The organism is Serratia sp. ASV30 (assembly GCF_016428815.1).
Classification (GTDB): Bacteria; Pseudomonadota; Gammaproteobacteria; order Enterobacterales; family Enterobacteriaceae; genus Chania; species Chania fonticola_C.
The window spans coordinates 1-25496 of the sequence record NZ_JAELTL010000066.1 but is presented as its reverse complement, the minus strand read 5'-3'; the positions used below and the strand labels follow the sequence as shown (position 1 = coordinate 25496).

43 protein-coding genes and 1 pseudogene are annotated in these 25496 nt (G+C 51.5%); 38 read left to right on the top strand and 6 right to left on the bottom strand.

Annotated features, from left to right (window positions below):
* From tuf to JHD74_RS22000, 33 genes and pseudogenes are all read left to right on the top strand, one after another.
* Nucleotides 1–164: pseudogene (gene tuf, locus JHD74_RS22160) on the top strand (elongation factor Tu); the annotation flags it as partial.
* A gap of 133 nt (nt 165–297) precedes the next feature.
* On the top strand, nt 298–492 hold the full coding sequence (gene bfd, locus JHD74_RS22155) for a bacterioferritin-associated ferredoxin (RefSeq protein ID WP_024485620.1): 195 nt from the start codon (nt 298–300) through the stop codon (nt 490–492).
* Nucleotides 493–566: 74 nt separating this feature from the next.
* Entirely contained in the window at nt 567–1046 is a 480-nt protein-coding gene (gene bfr / locus JHD74_RS22150; RefSeq protein WP_199063511.1) for a bacterioferritin, read from the top strand.
* 464 nt (nt 1047–1510) lie between these two features.
* Nucleotides 1511–1822: a 30S ribosomal protein S10 gene (gene rpsJ, locus JHD74_RS22145; protein WP_001181005.1), complete on the top strand. Its 312-nt coding sequence runs from the start codon at nt 1511–1513 to the stop codon at nt 1820–1822.
* Between the two features lie 31 nt (nt 1823–1853).
* Nucleotides 1854–2483: a 50S ribosomal protein L3 gene (gene rplC / locus JHD74_RS22140; RefSeq protein ID WP_004956193.1), complete on the top strand. Its 630-nt coding sequence runs from the start codon at nt 1854–1856 to the stop codon at nt 2481–2483.
* A 10-nt stretch (nt 2484–2493) separates the two neighbouring features.
* Nucleotides 2494–3099, top strand: a complete 606-nt coding sequence (gene rplD / locus JHD74_RS22135) for a 50S ribosomal protein L4 (protein WP_021182230.1) — start codon at nt 2494–2496, stop codon at nt 3097–3099.
* The gene (gene rplW / locus JHD74_RS22130; protein ID WP_021182229.1) at nt 3096–3398 is read left to right on the top strand and encodes a 50S ribosomal protein L23; all 303 of its coding nucleotides are present in this window, start codon (nt 3096–3098) and stop codon (nt 3396–3398) included. The genes rplD and rplW overlap by 4 nt, the downstream gene beginning before the upstream one ends.
* Nucleotides 3399–3416: 18 nt before the next feature.
* The gene (rplB, locus tag JHD74_RS22125) at nt 3417–4241 is read left to right on the top strand and encodes a 50S ribosomal protein L2 (protein WP_021182228.1); all 825 of its coding nucleotides are present in this window, start codon (nt 3417–3419) and stop codon (nt 4239–4241) included.
* Nucleotides 4242–4255: 14 nt separating this feature from the next.
* On the top strand, nt 4256–4534 hold the full coding sequence (rpsS, locus tag JHD74_RS22120) for a 30S ribosomal protein S19 (RefSeq protein ID WP_004929772.1): 279 nt from the start codon (nt 4256–4258) through the stop codon (nt 4532–4534).
* Nucleotides 4535–4548: 14 nt separating this feature from the next.
* Nucleotides 4549–4881 (top strand): 50S ribosomal protein L22, encoded by a 333-nt coding sequence (rplV, locus tag JHD74_RS22115; protein ID WP_004391423.1) that lies wholly within the window; start codon nt 4549–4551, stop codon nt 4879–4881.
* 17 nt (nt 4882–4898) lie between these two features.
* Complete coding sequence (rpsC, locus tag JHD74_RS22110; protein ID WP_004956187.1) at nt 4899–5597, top strand: 30S ribosomal protein S3; 699 nt, start codon at nt 4899–4901, stop codon at nt 5595–5597.
* 12 nt (nt 5598–5609) lie between these two features.
* On the top strand, nt 5610–6020 hold the full coding sequence (gene rplP, locus JHD74_RS22105; protein WP_004929764.1) for a 50S ribosomal protein L16: 411 nt from the start codon (nt 5610–5612) through the stop codon (nt 6018–6020).
* Nucleotides 6020–6211, top strand: coding sequence for a 50S ribosomal protein L29 (gene rpmC / locus JHD74_RS22100; protein WP_002218942.1), 192 nt, complete (start codon nt 6020–6022; stop codon nt 6209–6211). The genes rplP and rpmC overlap by 1 nt, the downstream gene beginning before the upstream one ends.
* 1 nt (nt 6212) lies before the next feature.
* Nucleotides 6213–6467 carry a 30S ribosomal protein S17 gene (gene rpsQ, locus JHD74_RS22095; protein ID WP_021182227.1) on the top strand — a complete coding sequence of 85 codons (255 nt, stop codon included), beginning with the start codon at nt 6213–6215 and terminating at the stop codon, nt 6465–6467.
* Nucleotides 6468–6633: 166 nt separating this feature from the next.
* Nucleotides 6634–7005, top strand: coding sequence for a 50S ribosomal protein L14 (gene rplN / locus JHD74_RS22090; RefSeq protein WP_020837240.1), 372 nt, complete (start codon nt 6634–6636; stop codon nt 7003–7005).
* Nucleotides 7006–7015: 10 nt separating this feature from the next.
* The gene (rplX, locus tag JHD74_RS22085; RefSeq protein ID WP_021808126.1) at nt 7016–7330 is read left to right on the top strand and encodes a 50S ribosomal protein L24; all 315 of its coding nucleotides are present in this window, start codon (nt 7016–7018) and stop codon (nt 7328–7330) included.
* Nucleotides 7331–7344: 14 nt separating this feature from the next.
* A complete protein-coding gene (gene rplE, locus JHD74_RS22080) occupies nt 7345–7884 on the top strand; it encodes a 50S ribosomal protein L5 (protein ID WP_021808125.1) in 540 nt (179 codons plus the stop codon).
* A gap of 13 nt (nt 7885–7897) precedes the next feature.
* A complete protein-coding gene (gene rpsN / locus JHD74_RS22075) occupies nt 7898–8203 on the top strand; it encodes a 30S ribosomal protein S14 (protein ID WP_021182224.1) in 306 nt (101 codons plus the stop codon).
* A 30-nt stretch (nt 8204–8233) separates the two neighbouring features.
* The gene (gene rpsH, locus JHD74_RS22070; protein ID WP_021182223.1) at nt 8234–8626 is read left to right on the top strand and encodes a 30S ribosomal protein S8; all 393 of its coding nucleotides are present in this window, start codon (nt 8234–8236) and stop codon (nt 8624–8626) included.
* A 14-nt stretch (nt 8627–8640) separates the two neighbouring features.
* Nucleotides 8641–9174, top strand: a complete 534-nt coding sequence (gene rplF / locus JHD74_RS22065) for a 50S ribosomal protein L6 (RefSeq protein WP_021182222.1) — start codon at nt 8641–8643, stop codon at nt 9172–9174.
* 9 nt (nt 9175–9183) lie between these two features.
* On the top strand, nt 9184–9537 hold the full coding sequence (rplR, locus tag JHD74_RS22060) for a 50S ribosomal protein L18 (protein ID WP_021182221.1): 354 nt from the start codon (nt 9184–9186) through the stop codon (nt 9535–9537).
* A gap of 14 nt (nt 9538–9551) precedes the next feature.
* Complete coding sequence (gene rpsE, locus JHD74_RS22055) at nt 9552–10052, top strand: 30S ribosomal protein S5 (RefSeq protein ID WP_021182220.1); 501 nt, start codon at nt 9552–9554, stop codon at nt 10050–10052.
* Nucleotides 10053–10058: 6 nt separating this feature from the next.
* Nucleotides 10059–10238, top strand: a complete 180-nt coding sequence (rpmD, locus tag JHD74_RS22050; RefSeq protein ID WP_004956161.1) for a 50S ribosomal protein L30 — start codon at nt 10059–10061, stop codon at nt 10236–10238.
* A 3-nt stretch (nt 10239–10241) separates the two neighbouring features.
* Nucleotides 10242–10676, top strand: coding sequence for a 50S ribosomal protein L15 (gene rplO, locus JHD74_RS22045; protein ID WP_021182219.1), 435 nt, complete (start codon nt 10242–10244; stop codon nt 10674–10676).
* Nucleotides 10677–10684: 8 nt separating this feature from the next.
* Complete coding sequence (gene secY, locus JHD74_RS22040; protein WP_021182218.1) at nt 10685–12016, top strand: preprotein translocase subunit SecY; 1332 nt, start codon at nt 10685–10687, stop codon at nt 12014–12016.
* 33 nt (nt 12017–12049) lie between these two features.
* Nucleotides 12050–12166 (top strand): 50S ribosomal protein L36, encoded by a 117-nt coding sequence (rpmJ, locus tag JHD74_RS22035; protein ID WP_002227352.1) that lies wholly within the window; start codon nt 12050–12052, stop codon nt 12164–12166.
* Nucleotides 12167–12312: 146 nt separating this feature from the next.
* Nucleotides 12313–12669, top strand: coding sequence for a 30S ribosomal protein S13 (gene rpsM, locus JHD74_RS22030; protein WP_021182217.1), 357 nt, complete (start codon nt 12313–12315; stop codon nt 12667–12669).
* Between the two features lie 16 nt (nt 12670–12685).
* A complete protein-coding gene (gene rpsK / locus JHD74_RS22025; RefSeq protein WP_004929731.1) occupies nt 12686–13075 on the top strand; it encodes a 30S ribosomal protein S11 in 390 nt (129 codons plus the stop codon).
* Nucleotides 13076–13108: 33 nt separating this feature from the next.
* Complete coding sequence (gene rpsD / locus JHD74_RS22020; protein ID WP_021182216.1) at nt 13109–13729, top strand: 30S ribosomal protein S4; 621 nt, start codon at nt 13109–13111, stop codon at nt 13727–13729.
* Nucleotides 13730–13755: 26 nt separating this feature from the next.
* Nucleotides 13756–14745 (top strand): DNA-directed RNA polymerase subunit alpha, encoded by a 990-nt coding sequence (rpoA, locus tag JHD74_RS22015; protein WP_002919219.1) that lies wholly within the window; start codon nt 13756–13758, stop codon nt 14743–14745.
* Nucleotides 14746–14785: 40 nt separating this feature from the next.
* The gene (gene rplQ / locus JHD74_RS22010; protein WP_004929726.1) at nt 14786–15175 is read left to right on the top strand and encodes a 50S ribosomal protein L17; all 390 of its coding nucleotides are present in this window, start codon (nt 14786–14788) and stop codon (nt 15173–15175) included.
* A 151-nt stretch (nt 15176–15326) separates the two neighbouring features.
* Nucleotides 15327–15758, top strand: a complete 432-nt coding sequence (gene zntR / locus JHD74_RS22005) for a Zn(2+)-responsive transcriptional regulator (RefSeq protein ID WP_039996322.1) — start codon at nt 15327–15329, stop codon at nt 15756–15758.
* A gap of 80 nt (nt 15759–15838) precedes the next feature.
* Nucleotides 15839–16045: an alternative ribosome-rescue factor A gene (locus tag JHD74_RS22000; RefSeq protein WP_021808122.1), complete on the top strand. Its 207-nt coding sequence runs from the start codon at nt 15839–15841 to the stop codon at nt 16043–16045.
* Between the two features lie 51 nt (nt 16046–16096).
* Here JHD74_RS22000 and mscL read toward each other — a convergent pair whose 3' ends face one another.
* The 5 genes from mscL to def form a co-directional block, all read right to left on the bottom strand.
* Nucleotides 16097–16513 carry a large-conductance mechanosensitive channel protein MscL gene (gene mscL / locus JHD74_RS21995; protein ID WP_021808121.1) on the bottom strand — a complete coding sequence of 139 codons (417 nt, stop codon included), beginning with the start codon at nt 16511–16513 and terminating at the stop codon, nt 16097–16099.
* Between the two features lie 138 nt (nt 16514–16651).
* Nucleotides 16652–18028 carry a Trk system potassium transporter TrkA gene (trkA, locus tag JHD74_RS21990; protein ID WP_021182211.1) on the bottom strand — a complete coding sequence of 459 codons (1377 nt, stop codon included), beginning with the start codon at nt 18026–18028 and terminating at the stop codon, nt 16652–16654.
* Nucleotides 18029–18098: 70 nt separating this feature from the next.
* The gene (gene rsmB, locus JHD74_RS21985; protein ID WP_074032243.1) at nt 18099–19388 is read right to left on the bottom strand and encodes a 16S rRNA (cytosine(967)-C(5))-methyltransferase RsmB; all 1290 of its coding nucleotides are present in this window, start codon (nt 19386–19388) and stop codon (nt 18099–18101) included.
* A gap of 72 nt (nt 19389–19460) precedes the next feature.
* Nucleotides 19461–20405, bottom strand: coding sequence for a methionyl-tRNA formyltransferase (gene fmt / locus JHD74_RS21980; RefSeq protein WP_059199487.1), 945 nt, complete (start codon nt 20403–20405; stop codon nt 19461–19463).
* 17 nt (nt 20406–20422) lie between these two features.
* Entirely contained in the window at nt 20423–20932 is a 510-nt protein-coding gene (def, locus tag JHD74_RS21975; RefSeq protein ID WP_024485624.1) for a peptide deformylase, read from the bottom strand.
* A 132-nt stretch (nt 20933–21064) separates the two neighbouring features.
* Between def and dprA the strand changes: the two genes are divergently transcribed.
* Genes dprA through aroE form a run of 5 tightly spaced genes read left to right on the top strand, consistent with a single transcriptional unit; the run spans nt 21065 to nt 24609 of the window.
* Entirely contained in the window at nt 21065–22186 is a 1122-nt protein-coding gene (dprA, locus tag JHD74_RS21970) for a DNA-protecting protein DprA (protein ID WP_199063510.1), read from the top strand.
* Complete coding sequence (locus JHD74_RS21965; RefSeq protein ID WP_021182206.1) at nt 22158–22631, top strand: DUF494 family protein; 474 nt, start codon at nt 22158–22160, stop codon at nt 22629–22631. Before dprA ends, JHD74_RS21965 begins: the two co-directional genes overlap by 29 nt.
* A 25-nt stretch (nt 22632–22656) precedes the next feature.
* Nucleotides 22657–23202, top strand: coding sequence for a type I DNA topoisomerase (locus JHD74_RS21960; protein ID WP_024531126.1), 546 nt, complete (start codon nt 22657–22659; stop codon nt 23200–23202).
* Between the two features lie 7 nt (nt 23203–23209).
* Nucleotides 23210–23779: an L-threonylcarbamoyladenylate synthase type 1 TsaC gene (gene tsaC / locus JHD74_RS21955; RefSeq protein ID WP_199063509.1), complete on the top strand. Its 570-nt coding sequence runs from the start codon at nt 23210–23212 to the stop codon at nt 23777–23779.
* An 11-nt stretch (nt 23780–23790) separates the two neighbouring features.
* Nucleotides 23791–24609, top strand: coding sequence for a shikimate dehydrogenase (aroE, locus tag JHD74_RS21950; RefSeq protein ID WP_199063508.1), 819 nt, complete (start codon nt 23791–23793; stop codon nt 24607–24609).
* Between the two features lie 34 nt (nt 24610–24643).
* Here aroE and JHD74_RS21945 read toward each other — a convergent pair whose 3' ends face one another.
* Nucleotides 24644–25186 (bottom strand): gamma carbonic anhydrase family protein, encoded by a 543-nt coding sequence (locus tag JHD74_RS21945; RefSeq protein ID WP_021808115.1) that lies wholly within the window; start codon nt 25184–25186, stop codon nt 24644–24646.
* Between the last annotated feature and the right edge of the window lie 310 nt (nt 25187–25496).

Sequence of the window (25496 nt, the reverse complement as noted above, 5' to 3'; positions counted from 1 at the left end):
CCATCGAACTGCCAGAAGGCGTAGAGATGGTAATGCCAGGCGATAACGTGAACATGGTTGTTACCCTGATCCACCCAATCGCGATGGACCAAGGCTTGCGTTTCGCAATCCGTGAAGGCGGCCGTACTGTAGGTGCGGGCGTTGTTGCTAAAGTTATCGCTTAATCGCGAATAATTTATAAGCACTAAAAGAGGGCACTTCGGTGCCCTTTTTTTATACAATTTTTTACCAATCTTAATTGAAATAAAAACGATTCTTATTTAGACTTACTGCATCGGTTAAGAAGTGAGTCTCTCTATGTACGTATGTCTGTGTAATGCTGTGTCTGACAAAGCGATCCGTAAGGCGGTGCGTCAGCACAATCCCCATACCATGAAGCAACTGCGTGAGCTGGTGCCGATTGGAACTGACTGCGGTAAATGCATTCGTCAGGCAAGGCAAATTATGGTGGAGGAACGCGCAACCCTGATTCATATGCATGAAGTCGCCTAATAAATAGTAGGGTTATTTTTTGACTCTTGGCCCGCAGCTTCTACACTTTTAGAACTGCCCAGGAGGATTTACCTATGAAAGGCGATAAAAAGATCATTGCTCACCTCAACAAGCTGCTCGGTAACGAGCTGGTTGCCATCAATCAATACTTCCTGCACGCGCGTATGTTCAAAAATTGGGGCCTGATGCGTCTCAATGAGAAGGAATATCACGAGTCGATCGATGAGATGAAACATGCCGATCGCTACATCGAGCGTATCCTGTTCCTTGAGGGGTTACCGAACCTGCAAGATCTCGGCAAGCTGAATATCGGCGAAGATGTCGAAGAGATGCTGAGGTCTGATTTGGCCCTGGAGCTGGGCGGCGCCAAGAACCTGCGGGAAGGTATCGCCTATGCCGACTCTATCCATGATTACGTCAGCCGCGATCTGATGAAAGAAGTCTTGGCCGATGAGGAAGGGCATATCGACTGGTTGGAGACTGAGCTGAGCTTGATTGAGCGGCTTGGCATCCAAAACTATTGCCAGGCGCAAGTGCTGGAACGCAAAGACTGAATGCCCCCCAAACCCTCTCCCACAGGGAGAGGGACAGTCCGTGCTGTAACTTAACTGAGACATTCTTCCTTTATATTCCACTATTACAGATCAGCTTTAACGCCATAACAGCCCTCACATTCTCCCGTTACAGATTATCTCCTGCACTTGCCAATAGTGCCGTTCGGCTCCCTATCACTAAAGGAGAGGGTCGGGGGAGGGGGGGGGAACTCATTAAATACCGCTCATTCTGAGCATATTTCCATCCGTGGCTTGCAACCTGGCCTGGTTTGCGTATAATGCGCGGGCTTACCTAATCTTGGTAAGCCTGATTTTAGCGAATCAGTCGATTGGCAAGAACGTTTTGCCCTTCGAACAATACTCCCGATATGGGGGTTATATGTTGACGATTACACTCCCCCATCAATCGAAATGGGTGTGAGGAGTAATTATTTACGTTTATAAATAATTGGAGCTCTGGTCTCATGCAGAACCAAAGAATCCGTATCCGCCTGAAAGCGTTTGATCATCGTCTGATCGATCAATCAACTGCGGAAATCGTCGAGACTGCCAAGCGCACTGGTGCGCAAGTCCGTGGTCCGATCCCGCTGCCAACTCGCAAAGAGCGCTTTACCGTTCTGATCTCCCCGCACGTCAACAAAGACGCGCGTGATCAGTACGAGATCCGCACTCACAAGCGTCTGGTTGACATCGTTGAGCCAACTGAGAAAACCGTTGATGCTCTGATGCGTCTGGATCTGGCTGCCGGTGTAGACGTGCAGATCAGCCTGGGTTAATCAGGTCATTGACGATTGAGAGGTTGAAACAATGATTGGTTTAGTCGGTAAAAAAGTGGGCATGACTCGTATCTTCACTGAAGATGGCGTTTCTATCCCAGTAACCGTGATTGAAATTGAAGCGAACCGCGTGACTCAGGTTAAAGACCTGGACAACGACGGATACCGTGCCATTCAGGTCACTACCGGTAGCAAAAAAGCTAACCGTGTGACCAAACCGGAAGCGGGTCATTTCGCTAAAGCTGGCGTCGAAGCTGGCCGTGGTCTGTGGGAATTCCGCCTTGAAGAAGGTCAAGAGTTCGCTGCAGGTCAAGAAATCAGCGTAGAAATCTTCGCTGACGTTAAAAAAGTCGATGTTACCGGTACTTCCAAAGGTAAAGGTTTTGCTGGCACTGTAAAGCGCTGGAACTTCCGTACTCAGGATGCAACCCACGGTAACTCCTTGTCTCACCGCGTTCCGGGTTCTATCGGTCAGAACCAGACTCCGGGCAAAGTGTTCAAAGGCAAGAAAATGGCTGGCCACCTGGGTGACGAGCGTGTAACCGTTCAAAGCCTGGACGTAGTACGTGTTGACGCTGAGCGCAACCTGCTGCTGGTTAAGGGTGCTGTACCGGGCGCAACCGGTGGCAACCTGATCGTTAAACCAGCTGTGAAGGCGTAAGGGGATAGCAATGGAATTAGTATTGAAAGACGCGCAAAGCGCGCTGACTGTTTCCGAAACTACCTTCGGTCGTGATTTCAACGAAGCGCTGGTACACCAGGTTGTTGTTGCTTATGCAGCAGGTGCCCGTCAAGGTACCCGTGCTCAGAAGACCCGTGCTGAAGTGACTGGTTCCGGTAAAAAACCGTGGCGCCAGAAAGGTACAGGCCGTGCGCGTTCAGGCACTGTAAAGAGCCCGATCTGGCGTTCTGGTGGTGTAACCTTCGCTGCGAAGCCACAAGACCACAGTCAGAAAGTAAACAAAAAGATGTACCGCGGCGCGCTGAAAAGCATCCTGTCCGAACTGGTACGTCAAGATCGTCTGATCGTTGTCGAGAAGTTCTCTGTAGAAGCGCCTAAAACTAAGCTGCTGGCACAGAAACTGAAAGATATGGCCCTGGAAGATGTGCTGATCGTGACCGGTGAACTGGATGAGAATCTGTTCCTGGCAGCTCGTAACCTGTACAAGGTTGACGTGCGCGATGTAGCAGGTATCGACCCAGTTAGCCTGATCGCCTTCGACAAAGTGGTTATGACTGCTGATGCTGTGAAGCAAGTTGAGGAGATGCTGGCATGATCCGTGAAGAACGTTTGCTGAAAGTGCTGCGTGCACCGCACGTATCTGAAAAAGCATCCGCTGCGATGGAAAAAAGCAACACCATCGTACTCAAAGTTGCCAAAGACGCGACCAAAGCAGAAATTAAAGCTGCAGTGCAGAAACTGTTTGAAGTCGAAGTCGAAGACGTTAACACCCTGGTAGTAAAAGGGAAAGTGAAGCGTCAAGGTCAGCGTGTTGGTCGTCGTAGCGACTGGAAAAAAGCTTACGTCACCCTGAAGGAAGGCCAGAACTTGGACTTCATCGGCGGCGCAGAGTAAGTCGGAGGAGTAAGAACAATGGCAATTGTTAAATGTAAACCTACATCTCCGGGTCGTCGCCACGTTGTTAAAGTGGTTAACCCTGAGCTGCACAAGGGTAAACCTTATGCCCCGCTGCTTGAGAAACTGAGCAAAAGCGGTGGTCGTAACAACAATGGCCGTATCACCACCCGTCATATCGGTGGTGGCCACAAGCAACATTATCGTCTGGTTGACTTCAAACGCAACAAAGATGGTATCCCTGCTGTGGTTGAGCGTCTGGAGTACGATCCGAACCGTTCCGCGAACATCGCGCTGGTTCTGTACAAAGACGGCGAACGCCGTTATATCCTGGCGCCAAAAGGCCTGAAAGCTGGTGACCAGATCCAATCTGGTGTTGATGCTGCAATCAAAGCGGGTAACACCCTGCCTATGCGCAACATCCCAGTAGGTTCAACGGTTCATAACGTAGAAATGAAACCAGGTAAAGGCGGCCAGCTGGCTCGTTCTGCTGGTGCCTACGTTCAGATCGTCGCACGTGATGGTTCCTACGTAACTCTGCGTCTGCGCTCTGGCGAAATGCGTAAAGTTCCAGTTGATTGCCGCGCCACCCTGGGTGAAGTCGGTAACGCTGAACATATGCTTCGCGTTCTGGGTAAAGCAGGTGCTGCACGTTGGCGTGGTATTCGTCCTACCGTTCGCGGTACGGCGATGAACCCAGTCGATCACCCGCACGGTGGTGGTGAAGGTCGTAACTTTGGTAAGCACCCGGTAACTCCGTGGGGCGTTCAGACCAAAGGTAAGAAGACCCGTAGCAACAAGCGTACTGACAAGTTCATCGTACGTCGCCGTAGTAAAAAATAATTAGAGGATAAGCCATGCCACGTTCTCTCAAGAAAGGTCCTTTTATTGACCTGCACTTGCTGAAGAAGGTAGAGAAAGCGGTGGAAAGCGGTGACAAGAAGCCTTTGCGCACTTGGTCCCGTCGTTCAACGATCTTTCCTAACATGATCGGTTTGACCATCGCTGTCCATAATGGTCGTCAGCACGTACCAGTATTTGTTTCCGATGAAATGGTCGGTCACAAACTGGGTGAATTCGCGCCGACTCGTACTTATCGCGGCCATGCGGCTGATAAAAAAGCTAAAAAGCGCTAAGGTAGGAGGAAGAGATGGAAACTATCGCTAAACATCGCCACGCTCGTTCTTCTGCTCAGAAGGTTCGCCTTGTTGCAGACCTGATCCGCGGTAAGAAAGTGTCGCAAGCTCTGGAAACTCTGGCCTACACCAACAAGAAAGCTGCTGGTCTGGTCAAGAAAGTGCTGGAGTCTGCCATTGCTAACGCAGAACACAACGATGGCGCTGACATCGATGATCTGAAAGTCACGAAAATCTTCGTAGACGAAGGCCCAAGCATGAAGCGCATTATGCCTCGTGCAAAAGGTCGTGCAGATCGCATCCTGAAGCGCACCAGCCACATTACTGTGGTTGTGTCCGATCGCTGAGACTCTGGAGACTAGCAATGGGTCAGAAAGTACATCCTAATGGTATTCGCCTGGGTATTGTCAAACCTTGGAACTCTACTTGGTATGCGAATACCAAAGAATTCGCTGACAACCTGGACAGCGACTTTAAAGTTCGCCAATTCTTGACTAAAGAACTGGCGAAAGCTTCCGTTTCTCGCATCGTTATCGAGCGTCCAGCGAAGAGCATCCGTGTGACTATTCACACCGCTCGTCCTGGCATCGTTATCGGCAAGAAAGGTGAAGATGTCGAAAAACTGCGTAAGGTCGTAGCGGATATCGCTGGCGTTCCTGCGCAAATTAACATCGCCGAAGTCCGTAAACCGGAACTGGACGCAAAATTGGTTGCTGACAGCATCACTTCACAGCTGGAACGTCGTGTTATGTTCCGTCGTGCTATGAAGCGTGCTGTACAGAACGCAATGCGTCTTGGCGCTAAAGGTATCAAAGTTGAAGTAAGCGGCCGTCTTGGCGGTGCTGAAATCGCGCGTACCGAATGGTACCGTGAAGGTCGTGTTCCGTTGCATACACTGCGTGCGGATATCGATTACAACACATCTGAAGCGCACACCACTTATGGTGTAATCGGCGTTAAGGTATGGATCTTCAAAGGTGAGATCCTGGGTGGTATGGCTGCAGTTGAACAACCGGAACCGGCTGCTCAACCTAAAAAGCAGCAGCGTAAAGGCCGCAAGTAAGGAGAGTCGCTGATGTTACAACCAAAGCGTACAAAATTCCGTAAGGTGCACAAGGGCCGCAACCGTGGTCTGGCGCAAGGTACGGATGTTAGCTTCGGCACTTTCGGTCTGAAAGCTGTTGGCCGTGGCCGTCTGACTGCTCGTCAAATCGAAGCAGCTCGTCGTGCAATGACTCGTGCAGTGAAGCGTCAAGGTAAGATTTGGATCCGTGTATTCCCGGACAAACCAATCACCGAGAAGCCTCTTGAAGTGCGTATGGGTAAAGGTAAGGGTAACGTGGAATATTGGGTTGCCCTGATCCAACCTGGCAAAGTCCTGTACGAAATGGACGGCGTTCCAGAAGAAGTCGCCCGTGAAGCGTTCAAGCTGGCAGCAGCTAAACTGCCGATCAAAACCACCTTTGTAACTAAGACGGTGATGTAATGAAAGCACAAGAGCTGCGTGAAAAAAGTGTTGAAGAGCTGAACACTGAGCTGCTCAACCTGCTGCGTGAGCAATTCAACTTACGCATGCAGGCGGCGAGTGGCCAACTGCAACAAACTCACCTGTTGAAACAAGTGCGTCGTAATGTCGCACGCGTTAAGACTTTACTGACTGAAAAGGCGGGTGCGTAAAATGACTGATATTATCCGTACTCTGCAAGGTCGTGTTGTTAGTGACAAAATGGAGAAATCCATGGTTGTTGCTATCGAACGTACGGTGAAGCACCCGATCTACGGGAAATTCATCAAGCGTACGACTAAGCTGCATGTACATGATGAGAACAACGAATGTGGTATCGGCGACGTGGTAGAAATCCGCGAATGCCGTCCACTGTCCAAGACTAAGTCATGGACGTTGGTTCGCATTGTAGATAAAGCGATTCTGTAATAGAGTAGCTGACTCTAACTTAATAAACGGCTCAGAAAGTGAGCCGTTTATTTTTTCTACCCATACTCTGGAAGCGGTGTTATAATGCTGCGCCCTCGGTTATGGGGCTTTTCAACGACCTAGTAATGGGTCCTAAAGTTGTAGTTGACATTAGCGGAGCACTAACATGATCCAAGAACAGACTATGCTGAACGTGGCCGACAACTCCGGTGCACGTCGCGTAATGTGTATCAAGGTTCTAGGTGGCTCGCACCGTCGCTACGCAGGCATCGGCGACGTCATCAAAATTACCATCAAGGAAGCAATTCCTCGCGGTAAGGTGAAGAAAGGCGATGTGCTGAAGGCGGTAGTGGTGCGCACCAAGAAGGGTGTACGTCGCCCGGACGGTTCTGTCATTCGCTTCGATGGTAATGCATGCGTTATTTTAAACAATAACAGCGAGCAACCTATCGGTACGCGTATTTTTGGGCCGGTAACTCGTGAACTGCGTAATGAGAAGTTCATGAAAATTATCTCTCTGGCACCAGAAGTACTCTAAGGAGCGAACCATGGCAGCGAAAATCCGTCGTGATGACGAAGTTATCGTGCTTACCGGGAAAGACAAAGGTAAACGCGGTAAAGTAAAAAATGTCCTGTCTGCTGGTAAGGTCATTGTTGAAGGTATCAACCTGGTTAAGAAACATCAGAAGCCGGTCCCGGCCCTGAACCAACCAGGTGGCATTGTTGAAAAAGAAGCTGCTATTCAGGTTTCCAACATTGCGCTGTTCAACTCGGCTACCGGTAAGGCTGACCGTGTAGGCTTTAGATTCGAAGACGGCAAAAAAGTCCGTTTCTTCAAATCAAATAGCGAAACTATCAAGTAATTTGGAGTATGACGATGGCGAAACTGCATGATTACTACAAAGACGAGGTAGTCAAACAACTGATGTCTCAGTTTGATTACAACTCTGTCATGCAAGTCCCTCGGGTCGAGAAGATCACCCTGAATATGGGTGTTGGTGAAGCGATCGCTGACAAGAAACTGCTGGATAATGCAGCAGCTGACTTGGCAGCTATCTCCGGTCAAAAGCCGTTCATCACCAAAGCACGCAAATCTGTTGCAGGCTTCAAAATCCGCCAGGGCTATCCGATCGGCTGTAAAGTAACTCTGCGTGGCGAACGCATGTGGGAGTTCTTTGAGCGTCTGATTTCCATTGCTGTTCCACGTATCCGTGACTTCCGTGGCTTGTCCGCCAAGTCATTCGATGGCCGTGGTAACTACAGCATGGGTGTGCGTGAGCAAATCATCTTCCCAGAAATCGACTACGACAAAGTCGATCGCGTTCGTGGTTTGGATATTACCATTACCACTTCTGCGAAATCTGATGATGAAGGCCGCGCGCTGTTGGCTGCTTTTAACTTCCCGTTCCGCAAGTAAGGCAGGGTTACTGATGGCTAAGCAATCAATGAAAGCACGCGAAGTCGTTCGCGTGAAACTGGCTGACAAGTACCGCGCTAAACGCGAGGAATTGAAAGCTATCATTTCTGGTGTGAACTCTTCTGACGAAGATCGTTGGGATGCTGTTCTCAAGCTCCAGTCTCTGCCGCGTGATTCCAGCCCGTCTCGTCAGCGTAAACGCTGCCGTCAAACTGGCCGTCCACATGGTTATGTGGGCAAATTCGGGTTGAGCCGTATCAAGCTACGTGAAGCCGCTATGCGCGGTGAAGTACCAGGCTTGAAAAAGGCTAGCTGGTAATTACCAATTGAATCACGGGAGTAAAGACAGATGAGCATGCAAGATCCGATCGCGGATATGCTGACCCGTATCCGTAACGGTCAAGCCGCGAACAAAGTTGCGGTCACCATGCCTTCCTCCAAGCTGAAAGTGGCAATTGCCAACGTGCTGAAGGAAGAAGGTTTTATTGAAGATTTCAAAATTGAAGGCGACACCAAGCCTGTTCTGGAACTGGTACTGAAGTACTTCCAGGGTAAGGCAGTGGTAGAAAGCATTCAGCGTATCAGTCGTCCAGGTCTGCGCATCTACAAGAAAAAAGATGCACTGCCAAAAGTTATGGCCGGTCTGGGTATCGCTGTTATCTCTACCTCTAAAGGTGTTATGACCGATCGTGCAGCTCGCCAAGCTGGTCTTGGTGGCGAGATTATCTGCTACGTAGCTTAATTCGGGAGGAAAGAATGTCTCGTGTTGCAAAAGCACCCGTCGTCATTCCTGCCGGCGTAGAGGTAAAACTCAACGGTCAGGTTATTTCGGTTAAGGGTAAGAACGGCGAGCTGACTCGTACAGTCCATGACGCCGTTGAAGTGAAGCAAGAAGCTAACGCACTGACTTTCGCACCACGCGAAGGTTTTGCTAACGCATGGGCCCAAGCGGGTACCACGCGCGCTCTGCTGAACGCAATGGTTGTCGGTGTTACCGAAGGTTTCACCAAGAAGCTTCAACTGGTAGGTGTTGGTTATCGTGCTGCTGTTAAAGGCAACGTGGTGAATTTAGCCCTGGGCTTCTCTCACCCAATCGATCACCAGCTGCCAGCAGGTATTACTGCTGAATGCCCAAGCCAAACTGAAATCGTGCTGAAAGGCGCTGATAAGCAGGTTATTGGCCAGGTTGCTGCAGATCTGCGTGCCTACCGCCGTCCTGAGCCTTATAAAGGCAAGGGTGTCCGTTACGCCGACGAAGTCGTGCGTACCAAAGAGGCTAAGAAGAAGTAAGGTAACACTATGGATAAGAAATCTGCTCGTATCCGTCGTGCGACCCGCGCACGCCGTAAGCTCAAAGAACTGGGTGCAACCCGCCTGGTGGTACATCGTACCCCGCGTCACATTTACGCACAGGTCATTGCTCCAAATGGTTCTGAAGTTCTGGTAGCCGCTTCTACTTTAGAAAAAGCTATCACTGAGCAATTGAAGTACTCCGGTAACAAAGACGCAGCAGCAGCCGTAGGTAAAGCTCTGGCTGAGCGCGCGTTGGAAAAAGGGATTGCGAAAGTATCCTTTGACCGTTCCGGTTTCCAATATCATGGTCGAGTCCAGGCACTGGCAGATGCTGCCCGTGAAGCTGGCCTTCAGTTCTAAGGAAGAGGTTTAAGATGGCTCACATCGAAAAACAAGCTGGCGAACTGCAGGAAAAGCTGATCGCGGTAAACCGCGTATCTAAAACCGTAAAAGGTGGCCGTATTTTCAGCTTTACCGCACTGACAGTAGTTGGTGATGGTAACGGTCGCGTTGGTTTTGGCTACGGCAAAGCACGCGAAGTTCCAGCAGCGATCCAGAAAGCGATGGAAAAAGCCCGTCGCAACATGATGAATGTCGCGCTGAACGGCGGCACCCTGCAGCACCCTGTTAAAGGTGCTCATACGGGTTCCCGTGTGTTCATGCAGCCAGCTCATGAAGGTACCGGTATCATCGCGGGTGGTGCAATGCGCGCCGTTCTCGAAGTTGCTGGGGTGCACAACGTACTGGCTAAAGCTTATGGTTCCACCAACCCGATCAACGTGGTTCGTGCAACTATCGACGCTTTGGCTAATATGAAGTCTCCTGAAATGGTCGCTGCCAAGCGTGGTAAATCCGTTGCAGACATTCTGGGGTAATTGACCATGGCTAAGACTATCAAAGTTACACAAGTTCGCAGCTCCATTGGCCGTCTGCCGAAGCATAAAGCTACACTGCTCGGTCTGGGTCTGCGTCGTATTGGTCACACCGTAGAGCGCGAGGATACTCCTGCTGTACGCGGTATGATCAACCTGGTTTCCTACATGGTTAAGGTTGAGGAGTAACAGATGCGTTTAAATACTCTGTCTCCGGCTGAAGGTGCCAAGCATGCGCCTAAGCGTGTAGGTCGTGGTATTGGTTCTGGCCTGGGTAAAACCGCCGGTCGTGGTCACAAAGGTCAGAACTCACGTTCTGGCGGTGGCGTACGTCGTGGGTTTGAAGGTGGTCAGATGCCTTTATATCGTCGTTTGCCGAAATTCGGCTTCACCTCTCGCAAAGCTATGATCACGGCAGAAGTTCGTCTGTCTGAACTGGCTCTTGTAGAAGGCGACGTAATCGACCTGAACACGCTGAAAGCCGCTAACGTTGTTGGTACCCAGATCGAGTTCGCGAAAGTTATGCTTTCTGGCGAAATCACTCGTCCGGTTACCCTGCGTGGTCTGCGTGTCACCAAAGGCGCTCGTGTTGCTATCGAGGCTGCTGGCGGTAAAATTGAGGAATAAGTAAGCTGATGGCTAAGCAACCAGGATTAGATTTTCAAAGTGCTAAAGGCGGACTCGGTGAGCTGAAGCGCAGACTTTTGTTTGTTATCGGCGCGCTGATTGTTTTCCGCATTGGCTCTTTCATTCCGATTCCTGGTATCGATGCCACTGTGCTTGCCAAACTGCTCGAACAGCAGAGAGGCACCATCATTGAAATGTTTAACATGTTCTCTGGTGGTGCTCTCAGCCGTGCTTCTATTTTTGCTCTGGGGATCATGCCGTACATTTCGGCCTCGATCATTATCCAGTTACTGACGGTGGTTCATCCAGCGTTGGCGGAAATCAAGAAAGAAGGGGAGGCTGGCCGTCGCAAGATTAGCCAGTACACCCGCTACGGTACGCTGGTGTTGGCCATATTCCAGTCGATCGGTATTGCTACCGGTCTGCCGAATATGCCTGGTATGCAGGGCCTGGTGTTAAACCCAGGCTTTGCGTTCTACTTTACTGCGGTTGTGAGTCTGGTTACCGGGACAATGTTCCTGATGTGGCTGGGCGAGCAGATTACTGAGCGTGGTATCGGTAACGGTATCTCAATCATTATCTTCGCGGGTATTGTGGCGGGTCTTCCGCCGGCTGTTGGCCATACTATTGAGCAAGCTCGGCAAGGCGACCTGCACTTCCTCTTGTTGCTGTTGGTTGCAGTATTAGTGTTTGCAGTAACCTTCTTCGTTGTTTTCATTGAACGTGGTCAACGTCGTATCGTCGTTAACTATGCGAAACGTCAACAGGGTCGTCGTGTTTACGCAGCACAGAGCACACACTTACCGTTGAAAGTGAACATGGCAGGGGTAATCCCGGCAATCTTCGCTTCCAGCATTATTCTGTTCCCTGCCACGATTGCATCATGGTTTGGGGGCGGTACCGGTTGGAACTGGCTGACAACGATTTCGCTGTATTTGCAGCCTGGACAACCGCTTTATGTGTTACTCTATGCGTCTGCAATCATCTTCTTCTGTTTCTTCTACACGGCGTTGGTTTTCAACCCGCGTGAAACAGCAGATAACCTGAAGAAGTCCGGTGCCTTCGTACCAGGAATTCGTCCGGGAGAGCAAACGGCGAAATATATCGATAAAGTGATGACGCGTTTAACCCTGGTGGGCGCGATGTACATTACTTTCATCTGCCTGATCCCGGAGTTCATGCGTGATGCAATGAAAGTACCATTCTACTTTGGTGGTACCTCGCTACTGATCGTTGTTGTCGTCATCATGGACTTTATGGCTCAAGTGCAAACTCTGATGATGTCAAGTCAGTACGAGTCTGCATTGAAGAAAGCAAACCTGAAAGGCTATAACCGCTAATCTGGTGCGTTTGAGAAGTTACGGAGAGTAAAAATGAAAGTTCGTGCTTCCGTCAAGAAATTATGTCGTAACTGCAAAATCGTTAAGCGTAACGGTGTCGTTCGTGTGATTTGCAGCGCCGAGCCGAAGCATAAACAGCGTCAAGGCTGATTATCTCGCATATTTTTCTTGCAAAGTTGGGTTGAGCTGGCTAGATTAGCCAGCCAATCTTTTGTATGTAGCTGCAACATTATTTGAGTATCCTGAAAACGGGCTTTTCAGAATGGTGTTGCCGTAAAAATTAGTAGGAGTGCATAGTGGCCCGTATAGCAGGCATTAACATTCCTGATCATAAACATACCGTTATCGCGTTAACGTCGATCTTCGGAATCGGCAAAACTCGTTCACAGTCTATCTGTGCTGAGACGGGTATTGCTGAAAATGTTAAGATCAGTGAGCTGTCTGAAGAGCAAATTGAACAACTGCGTGAAGCAGTTGCCAAATTCACTGTTGAAGGTGATTTGCGTCGTGAAGTTACCCTGAGCATCAAGCGTCTGATGGATCTTGGTACATACCGTGGTTTACGCCATCGTCGTGGTCTGCCAGTTCGCGGTCAGCGTACTAAGACCAACGCACGTACCCGTAAGGGTCCGCGTAAACCGATCAAGAAATAATCGGGGTGATTGAATAATGGCAAAGGCACCTGTTCGTACACGTAAGCGTGTAAGAAAACAAGTCTCTGACGGCGTGGCTCATATCCATGCTTCTTTCAACAACACCATTGTGACTATTACCGATCGTCAGGGTAATGCTTTGGGTTGGGCAACAGCCGGTGGTTCCGGTTTCCGTGGTTCTCGTAAGTCAACTCCGTTTGCAGCTCAGGTTGCAGCCGAGCGTTGTGCTGACGCAGTTAAAGAATACGGTATCAAGAACCTGGAAGTTATGGTCAAAGGACCTGGTCCTGGTCGTGAGTCTACTATCCGCGCTCTGAACGCGGCTGGTTTCCGCATCACTAATATTACCGATGTGACTCCGATTCCTCATAACGGTTGTCGTCCACCGAAAAAGCGTCGCGTGTAACGCCCCTGCTTTTCGGATTGTTGGAGAAAGAAAATGGCAAGATATTTGGGTCCTAAGCTCAAGCTTAGCCGCCGCGAGGGCACAGACCTGTTCCTGAAGTCTGGCGTTCGCGCGATAGATTCAAAGTGCAAAATTGAACAGCCACCTGGTCAACACGGTGCGCGTAAACCGCGTCTGTCTGACTACGGTGTACAGTTACGTGAAAAGCAAAAAGTTCGCCGTATGTACGGTGTTCTGGAGCGTCAGTTCCGTAACTATTACAAAGCAGCAACCCGCCTGAAAGGCAACACCGGTGAAAACCTGTTGACCCTTCTGGAAGGTCGTCTGGACAACGTAGTTTACCGTATGGGCTTCGGCGCCACTCGTGCAGAATCACGTCAGCTGGTTAGCCATAAAGCCGTTATGGTAAATGGTCGCGTTGTTAACATCGCTTCTTATCAGGTATCTCCGAATGACGTAGTCAGCATCCGCGAGAAAGCTAAAAAGCAGTCTCGTGTTAAGGCTTCTCTGGAGCTGGCTGAGCAGCGTGAAAAGCCGACTTGGCTGGAAGTTGATGCTGCGAAGATGGAAGGTGTGTTCAAACGTATTCCTGAACGTACCGATCTGTCCGCCGACATTAACGAACACCTGATCGTCGAGCTTTACTCCAAGTAAGGCTTGAGTTTCAAAGAGAGGACACAATGCAGGGTTCTGTGACAGAGTTTCTAAAACCGCGCCTGGTAGATATCGAGCAAGTCAGTTCGACGCACGCCAAGGTGACCCTTGAGCCGTTAGAGCGTGGCTTTGGCCATACTCTTGGCAACGCACTGCGCCGTATTCTGCTTTCATCTATGCCGGGTTGCGCGGTGACCGAGGTTGAGATTGATGGTGTACTACATGAGTACAGCACCAAAGAAGGCGTACAGGAAGATATCCTGGAGATCTTGCTCAACCTGAAAGGGCTGGCGGTGAGAGTTCAAGGGAAAGATGAAGTTATTCTTACCCTGAATAAATCTGGCATTGGCCCTGTGACCGCTGCCGACATTACCCATGATGGTGATGTCGAAATCGTCAAGCCGCAGCACGTTATCTGCCACCTGACCGATGAGAACGCTGCTATCAGCATGCGTATCAAAGTTCAGCGCGGTCGTGGTTATGTGCCGGCTTCTGCCCGAATTCATTCGGAAGAAGATGAGCGCCCGATTGGTCGTCTGTTGGTTGACGCCTGCTATAGCCCTGTAGAGCGTATTGCCTACAATGTTGAAGCAGCGCGTGTAGAACAGCGTACCGACCTGGACAAGCTGGTCATCGAGATGGAAACCAATGGCACGATCGATCCTGAAGAGGCGATCCGCCGTGCGGCAACCATTCTGGCTGAACAACTGGAAGCTTTCGTTGACCTACGTGATGTACGTCAGCCGGAAGTGAAAGAAGAGAAACCAGAGTTCGATCCGATCCTGCTGCGCCCTGTTGACGATCTGGAATTGACTGTCCGCTCTGCTAACTGCCTTAAGGCAGAAGCTATCCACTACATCGGTGATCTGGTACAGCGTACCGAGGTTGAGCTGTTGAAAACGCCTAACCTGGGTAAAAAATCTCTTACTGAGATTAAAGACGTGCTGGCTTCCCGTGGACTTTCTCTGGGCATGCGCCTGGAAAATTGGCCACCGGCTAGCATTGCTGACGAGTAACCGGATCACAGGTTAAGGTTTTACTGAGAAGGATAAGGTCATGCGCCATCGTAAGAGTGGTCGTCAACTGAACCGTAACAGCAGCCATCGCCAGGCTATGTTCCGTAACATGGCCGGCTCTTTGGTTCGTCATGAGATCATCAAGACGACCCTGCCAAAAGCGAAAGAGCTGCGTCGCGTTGTTGAGCCGCTGATTACTCTTGCCAAGACCGACAGCGTTGCTAATCGTCGTCTGGCATTCGCCCGTACTCGTGATAACGAGATCGTGGCAAAACTGTTTAACGAGCTAGGCCCGCGTTTTGCGAGCCGTGCCGGTGGTTACACTCGCATTCTGAAGTGTGGCTTCCGCGCAGGCGACAACGCGCCGATGGCATACATCGAGCTGGTTGATCGTGCTGAGTCTCAAGCAGAAGTAGCAACTGCAGAGTAATCTGTGGAAGCGTAAAAAAACCGGGCTTGCCCGGTTTTTTTACGTCTGTAGCTAGCCAAATGTGCTTTCCTCTCCCTGCAATGCTTAAGATCCTTCCCCACATCCGCTATGCTCAGGCTATCAGTGATAAGTGCAACACGGAGAAGTCATGATGTTCAAAATTGGGCAATTAGCCAAGTTGGCTGACGTAACGCCAGATACGGTGCGCTATTACGAGAAGCAAGGCATGATGGATCACCACGTTCGTACCGAAGGCGGCTATCGGCTGTATAGCGATCAGGACTTACAGCGCCTGCGTTTTATCCGCTATGCCAAGCAGCTGGGCTTCACGCTGGAAACTATCGCCGAGTTGCTGTCGATCCGTGTGGATCCAGAGCATCATACCTGCGAAGAGTCGAAGTCTATCGTTGATGCGCGGCTGCATGAGGTTGAAAGCAAACTGACCGAGTTAACCAGAATGCGTGAGTCGCTGAAAAGGCTCAGCGATGCCTGCTGTGGTAGCGAGCACACCAGTAACTATTGCTCGATTCTGGAGGCTTTGGAGCAGGGAGCCAGCGAAGAGAAAGCCAAAAGTGCGGTTTAACGGCGTATAGGGCTTTAATTTTTATCTGGCCAGCAGTATTATCGGCGCGTTTATTATCACCAACCAACAGGAAGACCAAAATGACTCAATATCGTCATACCAAAGGCAAGATCCAGGACAATGCCATTGAGGCGTTGCTACACGATCCTCTTTTCCGCCAACGGGTAGAAAAGAACAGTAAAGGGAAAGGTAGCTACCGGCGTAAAGACAAACATGCAAAAGGCGGTAACTGGGAGGCCAGTGGTAAATTGCCCAACGACAATTTACCACTGGCCTTCTGGTTTTAAGCCACAAAAAAGCCATCTTGAAAGATGGCTTTTAGCGTTATAAGCGGTGAATTACAGCTTGGGTTGCTGTTGCTGACTCAGCAGATCGCGGATTTCTGTCAGCAGCTTCTCTTCTGCGGTTGGCGCAGGCGGTGCGGCAGGCTCTTCAACTTCTTTACGGCGCATTTTGTTCATCAACTTGATGGCCATAAAGATCGCAAAGGCGACGATCACGAAATCAAAGATATTCTGCAGGAAGGAGCCATAGTTCATCACTACCGCTGGGACATTATCTTTGGCTTCACGCAGTACCAGATGGAACTGTTTGAAATCAACGCCACCGATCAGCAGCCCCAAAGGTGGCATGATGATGTCGGCAACCAGAGAAGAAACGATTTTACCGAATGCCGCACCAATGATCACACCCACTGCCAGATCGACCACGTTGCCACGCATGGCAAATTCGCGGAACTCTTTTAACATACCCATCAGAACACCCCTCAAAAAATTAGTAACGCAATTTTAACAAAGCAATTCCCCTTTGACACAATCAGTATAGGAAAATTTTTTGTTTTTCCTAATTCTCGACTGGGATGTATCAAAAAATCATTCGCATAATTTAAGTATCTATAAGAAGAACGGGCTTGGTTGGAACAGGCGCTCAACGTCTGGCACAAATTTCTTATCGGTAATAAACATGATCACGTGGTCACCTTGCTGGATCCGGCTGTTACCGTTGGCAATGATCACATCATCGCCGCGCACGATCGCGCCAATAGTGGTACCTGGTGGCAACTTAATCTCTTCGACCATACGGCCTACGACCTTGGAGGTGCTTTCATCGCCATGGGCAATCGCTTCAATGGCTTCGGCAACGCCGCGGCGCAGCGAAGAGACGCTGACAATATCGGCTTTACGTACGTGGCCCAGCAGCGCGGAGATAGTGGCCTGCTGCGGAGAAATTGCGATATCAATTACGCTGCCCTGGACCAGATCGACATAGGCACGGCGCTGGATCAATACCATCACCTTTTTGGCGCCCATACGTTTGGCCAGCATGGCAGACATGATATTGGCTTCGTCATCGTTGGTGATGGCGATAAACACGTCTACCTGCTCGACATGCTCTTCGGCCAGCAGCTCCTGATCGGAGGCATCACCGTAAAACACGATGGTATCGTGCAGTTGCTCTGCCAGTTCGGCGGCACGTTGCTGGTTTTTCTCAATCAGCTTCACGTTGTACGATTTTTCCAACCGATGCGCCAGTCCGGCACCCACGTTACCACCACCGACGATCATGATGCGTTTGTAGGGCTTTTCGAGCCGTTGCAGCTCACTCATTACCGCGCGGATATGCTGTGATGCGGCAACAAAGAACACCTCATCGCCAGCTTCGATAATAGTAGAGCCTTGTGGGCGGATCGGGCGGTCATGACGGAAAATTGCCGCCACGCGAGTATCGATATGTGGCATATGCTCACGCATGGCAGACAGAGCATTTCCCACCAGTGGGCCGCCATAATAGGCCTTCACCGCGGCGATGCTGACCTTGCCGTCGGCAAAGTTCACCACCTGCAAGGCGCCAGGGTATTCGATCAGCTTGTAGATGTAATCGATAACCAACTGCTCCGGCGAGATCAGGTGGTCGATGGGCACCGCCTCCGGATGGAATAGCTTCTCGGACTCACGGATATAATCTGGCGCCCGGATCCGTGCAATACGATTCGGGGTGTTAAACAGCGTATAAGCGATCTGACAGGCGACCATATTGGTTTCGTCAGAGTTAGTGACGGCAACCAGCATATCGGCATCTTCGGCACCGGCTTCACGTAATACGCGTGGATGGGAGCCGTGCCCCTGGACGACGCGCAGGTCAAACTTGTCTTGCAACTGGCGTAGGCGCCCGGTGTCGGTATCAACCACGGTGATATCGTTATTTTCACCCACCAGGTTTTCAGCCAGTGTTCCGCCAACTTGCCCTGCGCCAAGAATAATTATTTTCATCGATTTCTCTGCTCGATCTGCGACGGCCGTGGCCGAAAGGTGAGAACGCCCGCAGGCGCTCCCTGAACAGTTATATTTTAATCAGCTTAGCGTAAAAGAAACCATCGCCATCCTCAGGATGAGGCAGATTCTGTTTACCTGGTGATTGCGTGTCGCCGGTTTCAACCAGCTTGGCATCGCCGTGACGTTGCAGGAACGCGGCTATCTGTTCGCTATTTTCCTGCGGCAGAATAGAGCAGGTTGCATAAACCATTACGCCACCGGATTTCAGGCGTGGCCAGATAGCTTCCAGAATTTCACTCTGTAAAGCGGCCAGTTCGGTGATATCGCTGTCACGACGTAGCCATTTGATATCCGGGTGGCGGCGAATAACACCGGTGGCGGAGCAAGGGGCATCCAACAGGATACGGTCGAACTGTTGGTCACCGCACCACTCTTGCGGGGTACGGCCATCACCCTGGCGAACTTCTGCATGTTGGCGCAGGCGCTGCAGGTTTTCTTTCACCCGGCTTAAACGCTGTTCGTCGATATCCACGGCGAGCACGTGAGCTTTGGGAGCGGCCTCCAGAATATGGGTCGTTTTGCCGCCGGGGGCTGCACAAAGATCGAGGATCTGCTCACCGTCTTGCGGATCCAACAGATCAACGCAACCTTGAGCGGAGGCGTCTTGTACCGTTACCCAGCCCTCGGAGAAACCGGGCAAATCCGTTACTGGGCACGGAGCCAGTAAGCGAACTGCGTCGCGATACTCCGCATGAGGCTCGGCGGTAATACCTGCCTGCTGCATAAGCTGCAGATAATCTTCACGGGTATGGTGAAGACGATTGACGCGCAGCCACATTGGCGGCTTCTGATTATTGGCATCAACGATCTGCTCCCACTGTGCCGGATAAGCCAGTTTGATGCGTTTAAGCAACCAGCTTGGATGCAGATAGCGGCTTTCGTTATTGGCAGCACGTGCCAGCAGCTCTTCTTGCTGGCGTTGGAACTGGCGCAGTACCCCGTTAATCAATCCCTTCAGCTGTGGACGCTTCAAGGCGACCGCGCCTTCAACCGTTTCGGCTAATACCGCGTGTGGTGGTATACGGGTATACAGTAGCTGATACAGGCCAACCATCAGCAAATAGTGCAAAGGGCGCTGTTTGCCGGTCATGGGCTTTGCCATCAACTGCTGGATGCACCATTCGAGCTGCGGCAGCACCCGCAGCGTACCAAAACAGAGTTCCTGCAATAGCCCACGGTCTTTGTCAGAAATATTCTTTTGTAATGCGGGCAAAATGGTGCTGAGCGACTGCCCTTGATCCAGTACCTGGCCGATGGCCTTGGCTGCAATGCTTCGGAGATTGTAATTGTTTTTCATAGGCTAAGGCGGATTACGATCGGCATTAAGAAACGAACAGCCCGGCAACAATGGCCGGGCAATGGGAGTGGCTTATAACCGGTTGCCCGGCGTGAACCATTCGCGGCGAGAATTCAGTAAATCTTGTGCCGACATCGGTTTTTTACCGGCAGGCTGGAGCTGCGTGAGGTTGAGAATACCTTGCGCGGTAGCCACCTGAATGCCGTGCTTGTCGGCGTGCACGATAGTACCTGGTTCTGCGTTGGCGGTTTCCGCCAGCACGGTTGCCTGCCAGACTTTCACCGGTTGATCGTCGATGGTGAAATAGCTGATTGGCCAAGGGTTAAAAGCACGAATACAGCGTTCCAACTGTTCGGCGGAAAGGCTCCAGTCCAGGCGTGCTTCTTCTTTGCTCAGCTTTTCTGCGTAGGTCACCAGCGCTTCGTCTTGAACTTCGCGCTGCACCGTACCCGCCGCTAATTGCTGCAAAGTGATCAGCAGCCCTTGTGGCCCCAGTTCTGCCAGCTTGTTGTACAGGCTGGCACTGGTATCTGTGGCTTCGATCGGGCAAGCAATTTTATGCATCATGTCGCCGGTATCGAGACCCACGTCCATTTGCATGATGGTTACGCCAGTTTCGCTATCGCCAGCCCACAAAGCGCGTTGGATCGGTGCCGCACCGCGCCAGCGTGGCAGCAGAGAGCCATGAACGTTGATGCAGCCCAGGCGTGGCATATCCAACACGGCTTTCGGCAGGATCAGGCCATAGGCTACTACCACCATCACGTCCGCATTCAGATCGGCAACCAGGTGCTGATTCTCCTGCGGACGCAGTGACTTAGGCTGGAAAACGGGAATTTGATGCTGTTCGGCCAGCACCTTGACCGGGCTTGGCGTCAGCTTGTTGCCACGGCCTGCGGGGCGATCGGGCTGGGTGAAGACGCCGACCACCTGATGCCCAGATGACAACAGCGCGTCTAGGTGACGCGCTGCAAAGTCTGGGGTTCCGGCAAAAATAATCCGTAAAGAGTCAGACACGTTGATTTCCTGATCGGTTAGGCGCGAGCTTCAAGCTTGGCCATTTTTTCCAGTTTCTGACGGATACGTTGGCGTTTCAACGGCGACAGGTAATCGACAAACAGTTTGCCAACCAGATGATCCATTTCGTGCTGGATACAGATTGCCAGCAGGTCATCGGCCTCAAGCTCAAAAGGTTGTCCTTCACGATTGAGGGCACGGATCTTCACTTTCTCTGCGCGTGGCACCAGGGCGCGTTGCTCAGGGATAGAAAGGCAGCCTTCTTCGATACCGGTTTCACCGCTTTTTTCCAGCAGTTCCGGGTTGATCAACACCAAGCGTTGATCGCGGTTTTCAGAAACGTCGATGACGATAATGCGCTGATGAATATCGACCTGTGTTGCAGCCAGGCCAATACCTTCCTCTGCGTACATGGTTTCAAACATATCATCCACGATGCGCTGGACATCTGCATTGACTTCTTTTACCGGGGCCGCAATTTTGCGTAGCCGCTCGTCTGGGAAATGTAATACCTGCAAGACTGACATATATCTTAAGATCTGTATCCGAGTGATGAACAGTGATTAGCTTCTATTCTAGACATTTCTTGGCCTGATTGACAGCATCCCAGACCAATTGCACGAATTGGTAATCCCCTAATTACAGCGAGGGAATGCTCCATGGGGCCAGAAGAAATCGCTCTACGTATGCATGCGGTGACAAAGATCGACGCACTGCAAGCCAGCCAGATTATCGATCGCCTGATTGCCGAAGGCGGCGATCCTTATCGGTTGCTTAAGCCTCTGGGGCTGAATGACCAGCAGCAAAAGCAGTTTCGGCGTGGGCATGGGCAGTATCTCAAGGCAACGCTCAAGTGGCTGGAGCAGCCGGGCAATCAGATGGTGCGGTACGGTGAGCCAGCGTTTCCCGAACTCTTGGCACATATCGATGACGCGCCGTTATTACTGATGGTGCAGGGGGCTGTAAAGGCTTTGCAACAGCTGCAAATCGCCATGGTGGGTAGCCGCCAGTTCAGCCACTATGGCGAGCGGTGGGGCAGTTACTTTGCCAGCGGGTTGGTGCATTGCGGTTTCGCCATCACCAGCGGCTTGGCGATTGGCATTGACGGGATCTGTCACCGTGCAACCTTGGAGGCCGAAGGGGTCACCATTGCGGTATTGGGCAGCGGCCTGGCAAATATCTACCCACGCCGCCATCGCCGGCTGGCCGAGCAAATCATTGAGCAGGGCGGAGCGGTGATTTCCGAACATCTGGCTACCGATTTGCCGCTGGCGGCTCATTTTCCACGTCGCAACCGTATTATCAGTGGGTTAAGTGCGGGCGTGGTGGTCATAGAGGCTTCACTGCGTAGCGGGTCGCTGATCACTGCGCGTTACGCGTTGGAACAGGGGCGCGAAGTGTTTGCCCTGCCGGGGGCATTGGGTAACCCGATGAGCGAGGGATCTCATTGGTTGATCCAGCAGGGGGCCAGCCTGGTCACCGGCCCAAAAGATATCGCAGAACAGCTGGGAAGTGGGTTGCAATGGCTGTCCGTGAACGAAAATACAACTATTTCTGCATCAGAGGCCGAAGTTGAATTGCCATTTGCCGATGTGTTGGCTAACGTAGGAGATGAGGTGACACCTGTTGACGTCGTCGCTGAACGTGCCGGCCAACCTGTGCCAGAGGTGGTAATCAAATTACTCGATCTGGAGTTAGCAGGTTGGATCGCAGCTGTACCCGGCGGCTATGTCCGAATAAGGAGGGCATGCCATGTTCGACGTACTCATGTATTTGTTTGAAACCTATATCCACAATGAGCCAGAGATGCACGTTGATCAGGATACCTTGACCGACGATCTTACCGAAGCAGGATTTGATCGTGATGATATCTTCAACGCGTTGAATTGGCTCGAAAAGCTTGCAGACCTCCAGGAAGGCGAGAATGCCCCTTATTTTATGGATGCCGATCCGCTGGCTATGCGGATCTACACCGAAGAAGAGAGCGTGCGTTTAGATGCCGGTTGCCGTGGTTTTCTCCTGTTCCTAGAACAGATCCAGGTATTGAACCTCGAAACCCGTGAAATGGTTATCGATCGTGTTATGGCTTTGGATAATACGGAATTTGATCTCGAAGATCTGAAATGGGTAGTGCTGATGGTGTTGTTCAATATCCCCGGATATGAGAGCGCCTATCAGCAGATGGAAGAACTGTTATTTGAAGTAAACGAAGGTTACCTGCACTGAGTAGGTAACAGGCATAGAAGACGTTATGACAAAACCAGCGATTTTTGCCGCGAGGCAAAATGAACCCTGTCCGGAATGCGGGGCCGAGTTGGTGATCCGCAGTGGTCGCCACGGCCCCTTCCTCGGCTGTTCTCAATATCCGCAGTGCGAATATATTCGGCCTTTGAAAGCGCAGGCGGATGGCCATATTGTCAAAGTGCTTGAGGGCCAGCAATGCCCGAAATGCCAGGCAACGCTGGTGTTACGCCAGGGGCGTTATGGCATGTTTATCGGTTGCAGCCACTATCCTGACTGCGATCACACCGAAGTGATCGACAAACCGGATGAAACCAGCATCGCCTGCCCTCAGTGTGGCCAAGGCCAACTGCTGCAGCGCAAATCTCGCTTTGGCAAGGTGTTCCATTCTTGCGATCGTTATCCGGAATGTCAGTTTGTGCTTAATTTTAAACCCGTCGCCGGTGAGTGTGCTTACTGCCACTATCCATTACTGATGGAAAAGCGCACGGCGAAAGGCCCAACGCTTTGCTGCGCCAGTAAACTGTGCGGAAAACCCGTCGCTATTTCAGAATAATCAAGCTATGAACCCAGAACAAACTTCCTCATTCGCGCCTATTATTGCCGCGCTGGAAAACCAGCAGGTGATTGCCTATCCAACAGAAGCGGTATTCGGTCTGGGGTGTGACCCAGATAGCGAACAGGCCGTCAAACAGCTGTTGGCCTTGAAACAACGGCCGTGGGAAAAAGGCCTGATCCTGATCGCTGCCGATTATGCCCAGCTAGCGCCTTATATTGATGATGGCGCATTGAATGAGCAGCAGCGTGCCGCGATCTTTGCCAGTTGGCCTGGCCCGGTAACCTGGGTGATCCCGGCAAAACCGCAAACGCCAGCCTTGCTGACCGGTCGTTTTAATTCGTTGGCCGTGCGCGTCAGCGATCATCCTCTGGTGCAACAGCTGTGCCGCCAGTTCGGCAAGCCGCTGGTGTCAACCAGTGCCAACTTAAGCGGTGAGGAGCCGTGCCGCACCGTGGCTGAAGTGCAGCAGCAGTTTGGTGGTGCTTTCCCGGTGCTGGTAGGTAACGTGGGTGGCCGGTTAAACCCTTCTGAAATCAGAGATGCTTTGACCGGTGAGCTGATCCGTCAGGGCTAGAGGCTAGATCTATGGAGAAGTTCGCGGTATTCGGTAACCCGATTGCTCACAGCAAGTCCCCCCGTATCCACGCGCTGTTTGCGCAACAGACCGGGATCGAACACCCCTACGGCACCGTGCTGGCTCCGTTGGACGGTTTTGTACCTACCTTGCAACGGTTTATTGCTGCTGGTGGCCAAGGGGCCAACGTCACCGTCCCTTTTAAAGAATGTGCCTATGAGGCAGCAAGCGAACTTAGCGAAAGGGCGGCAATGGCCGGTGCGGTGAATACGCTAAAGGTTTTGCCCGATGGAAAGCTGCTGGGGGATAACACTGACGGTATCGGTTTGCTGTCTGATCTTGAACGCCAGCAGTTGATTCGGCCAGATGACCGCGTGTTGCTGGTTGGGGCGGGTGGGGCAGCGCGTGGTGTGATCCTGCCGCTGCTCTCTTTTGGCTGTGAAGTGGTGTTGACTAACCGCACCTTCAGCCGCGCTGAGGAGTTGGCTGCGGCATTCCGCCATCTGGGGGAGATCGCCGCCTTGCCGCTCGATCGGCTGGATCAACAGCATTTTGATTTAGTGATCAACGCGACGGCTTCAGGATTCAAGGGGGAGATCCCCGCACTGCCTGACAGCATTATCCACAGCACAACACGGTGCTATGACATGTTCTACCAACGGGGCGGCACCCCATTCCTGGCTTGGGCGCAGCAGTTGGGGGCGCAACATTATGCGGACGGTTTAGGCATGCTGGTGGGGCAGGCTGCCCATGCTTTCTTTTTATGGCATGGTGTGATGCCGGAGGTTGAACCGGTATTGCAGCAATTACGTCAGGAAATGGCCGTGTGATGGTTGCCCCGCTCTGGCAAGCAGGGCGGGGCAGTCAGATATCTTCACTGAGGTATTCGTCTTTCCAACGTACATAGTTATTGGCCGAATAGCGTAACCCTTCCAGTTCTGCCGGAGTCAAGGCTCTAACCCGGCGCGCAGGGCTGCCTACATATAAGTAGCCACTTTCCAGATGCTTGCCGGGGGCTACCAGGCTACCTGCACCAATCATCACATCGTCTTCTATTACGGCACCGTCGAGCAGAATGGAGCCCATTCCCACCAAAACGCGATTACCGATGGTACAGCCATGCAGCATGGCTTTATGCCCAACGGTGACATCCTCGCCGATCAGTAAAGGGTAACCCGCCGGATTATAATCGGATTGATGGGTGACATGCAGAATGCTGCCATCCTGGATATTACTGCGTGCGCCGATCTTTACCGCGTTGACATCGCCGCGGATGGCAACCAAGGGCCAAACGCTGACGTCATCAGCCAGATCAACGTTGCCGATCACTACGCTGGAAGGATCGATCATGACGCGTTGGCCAATTTGAGGGGAGTAATGAAGATAAGGACGCACTGAATTGGACATGGGATTGCCTCGTATAAGGATCTTATTACCGGCAATACTAGACTTTGACGGTGGAATTACAACCAGTCAACACGGGGGATCGTCGGTAAAATGGCCTTGATCGGGCAAGATCCGCGCGAAAGGGCGTAAAAGTGCGCAGTCGGTAAGAAAAGATCTAAAAAGGGGTTGTGGAAAAAAATGGGATCCCTATAATGCGCCTCCATCGACACGGAACATGTGAACAACTTCACAGAGTCTCCGGGGGTCGCAGAGAAAAAACCTGAAATTAAGGTTGACTCTGAAAGAGGAAAGCGTAATATACGCCACCTCG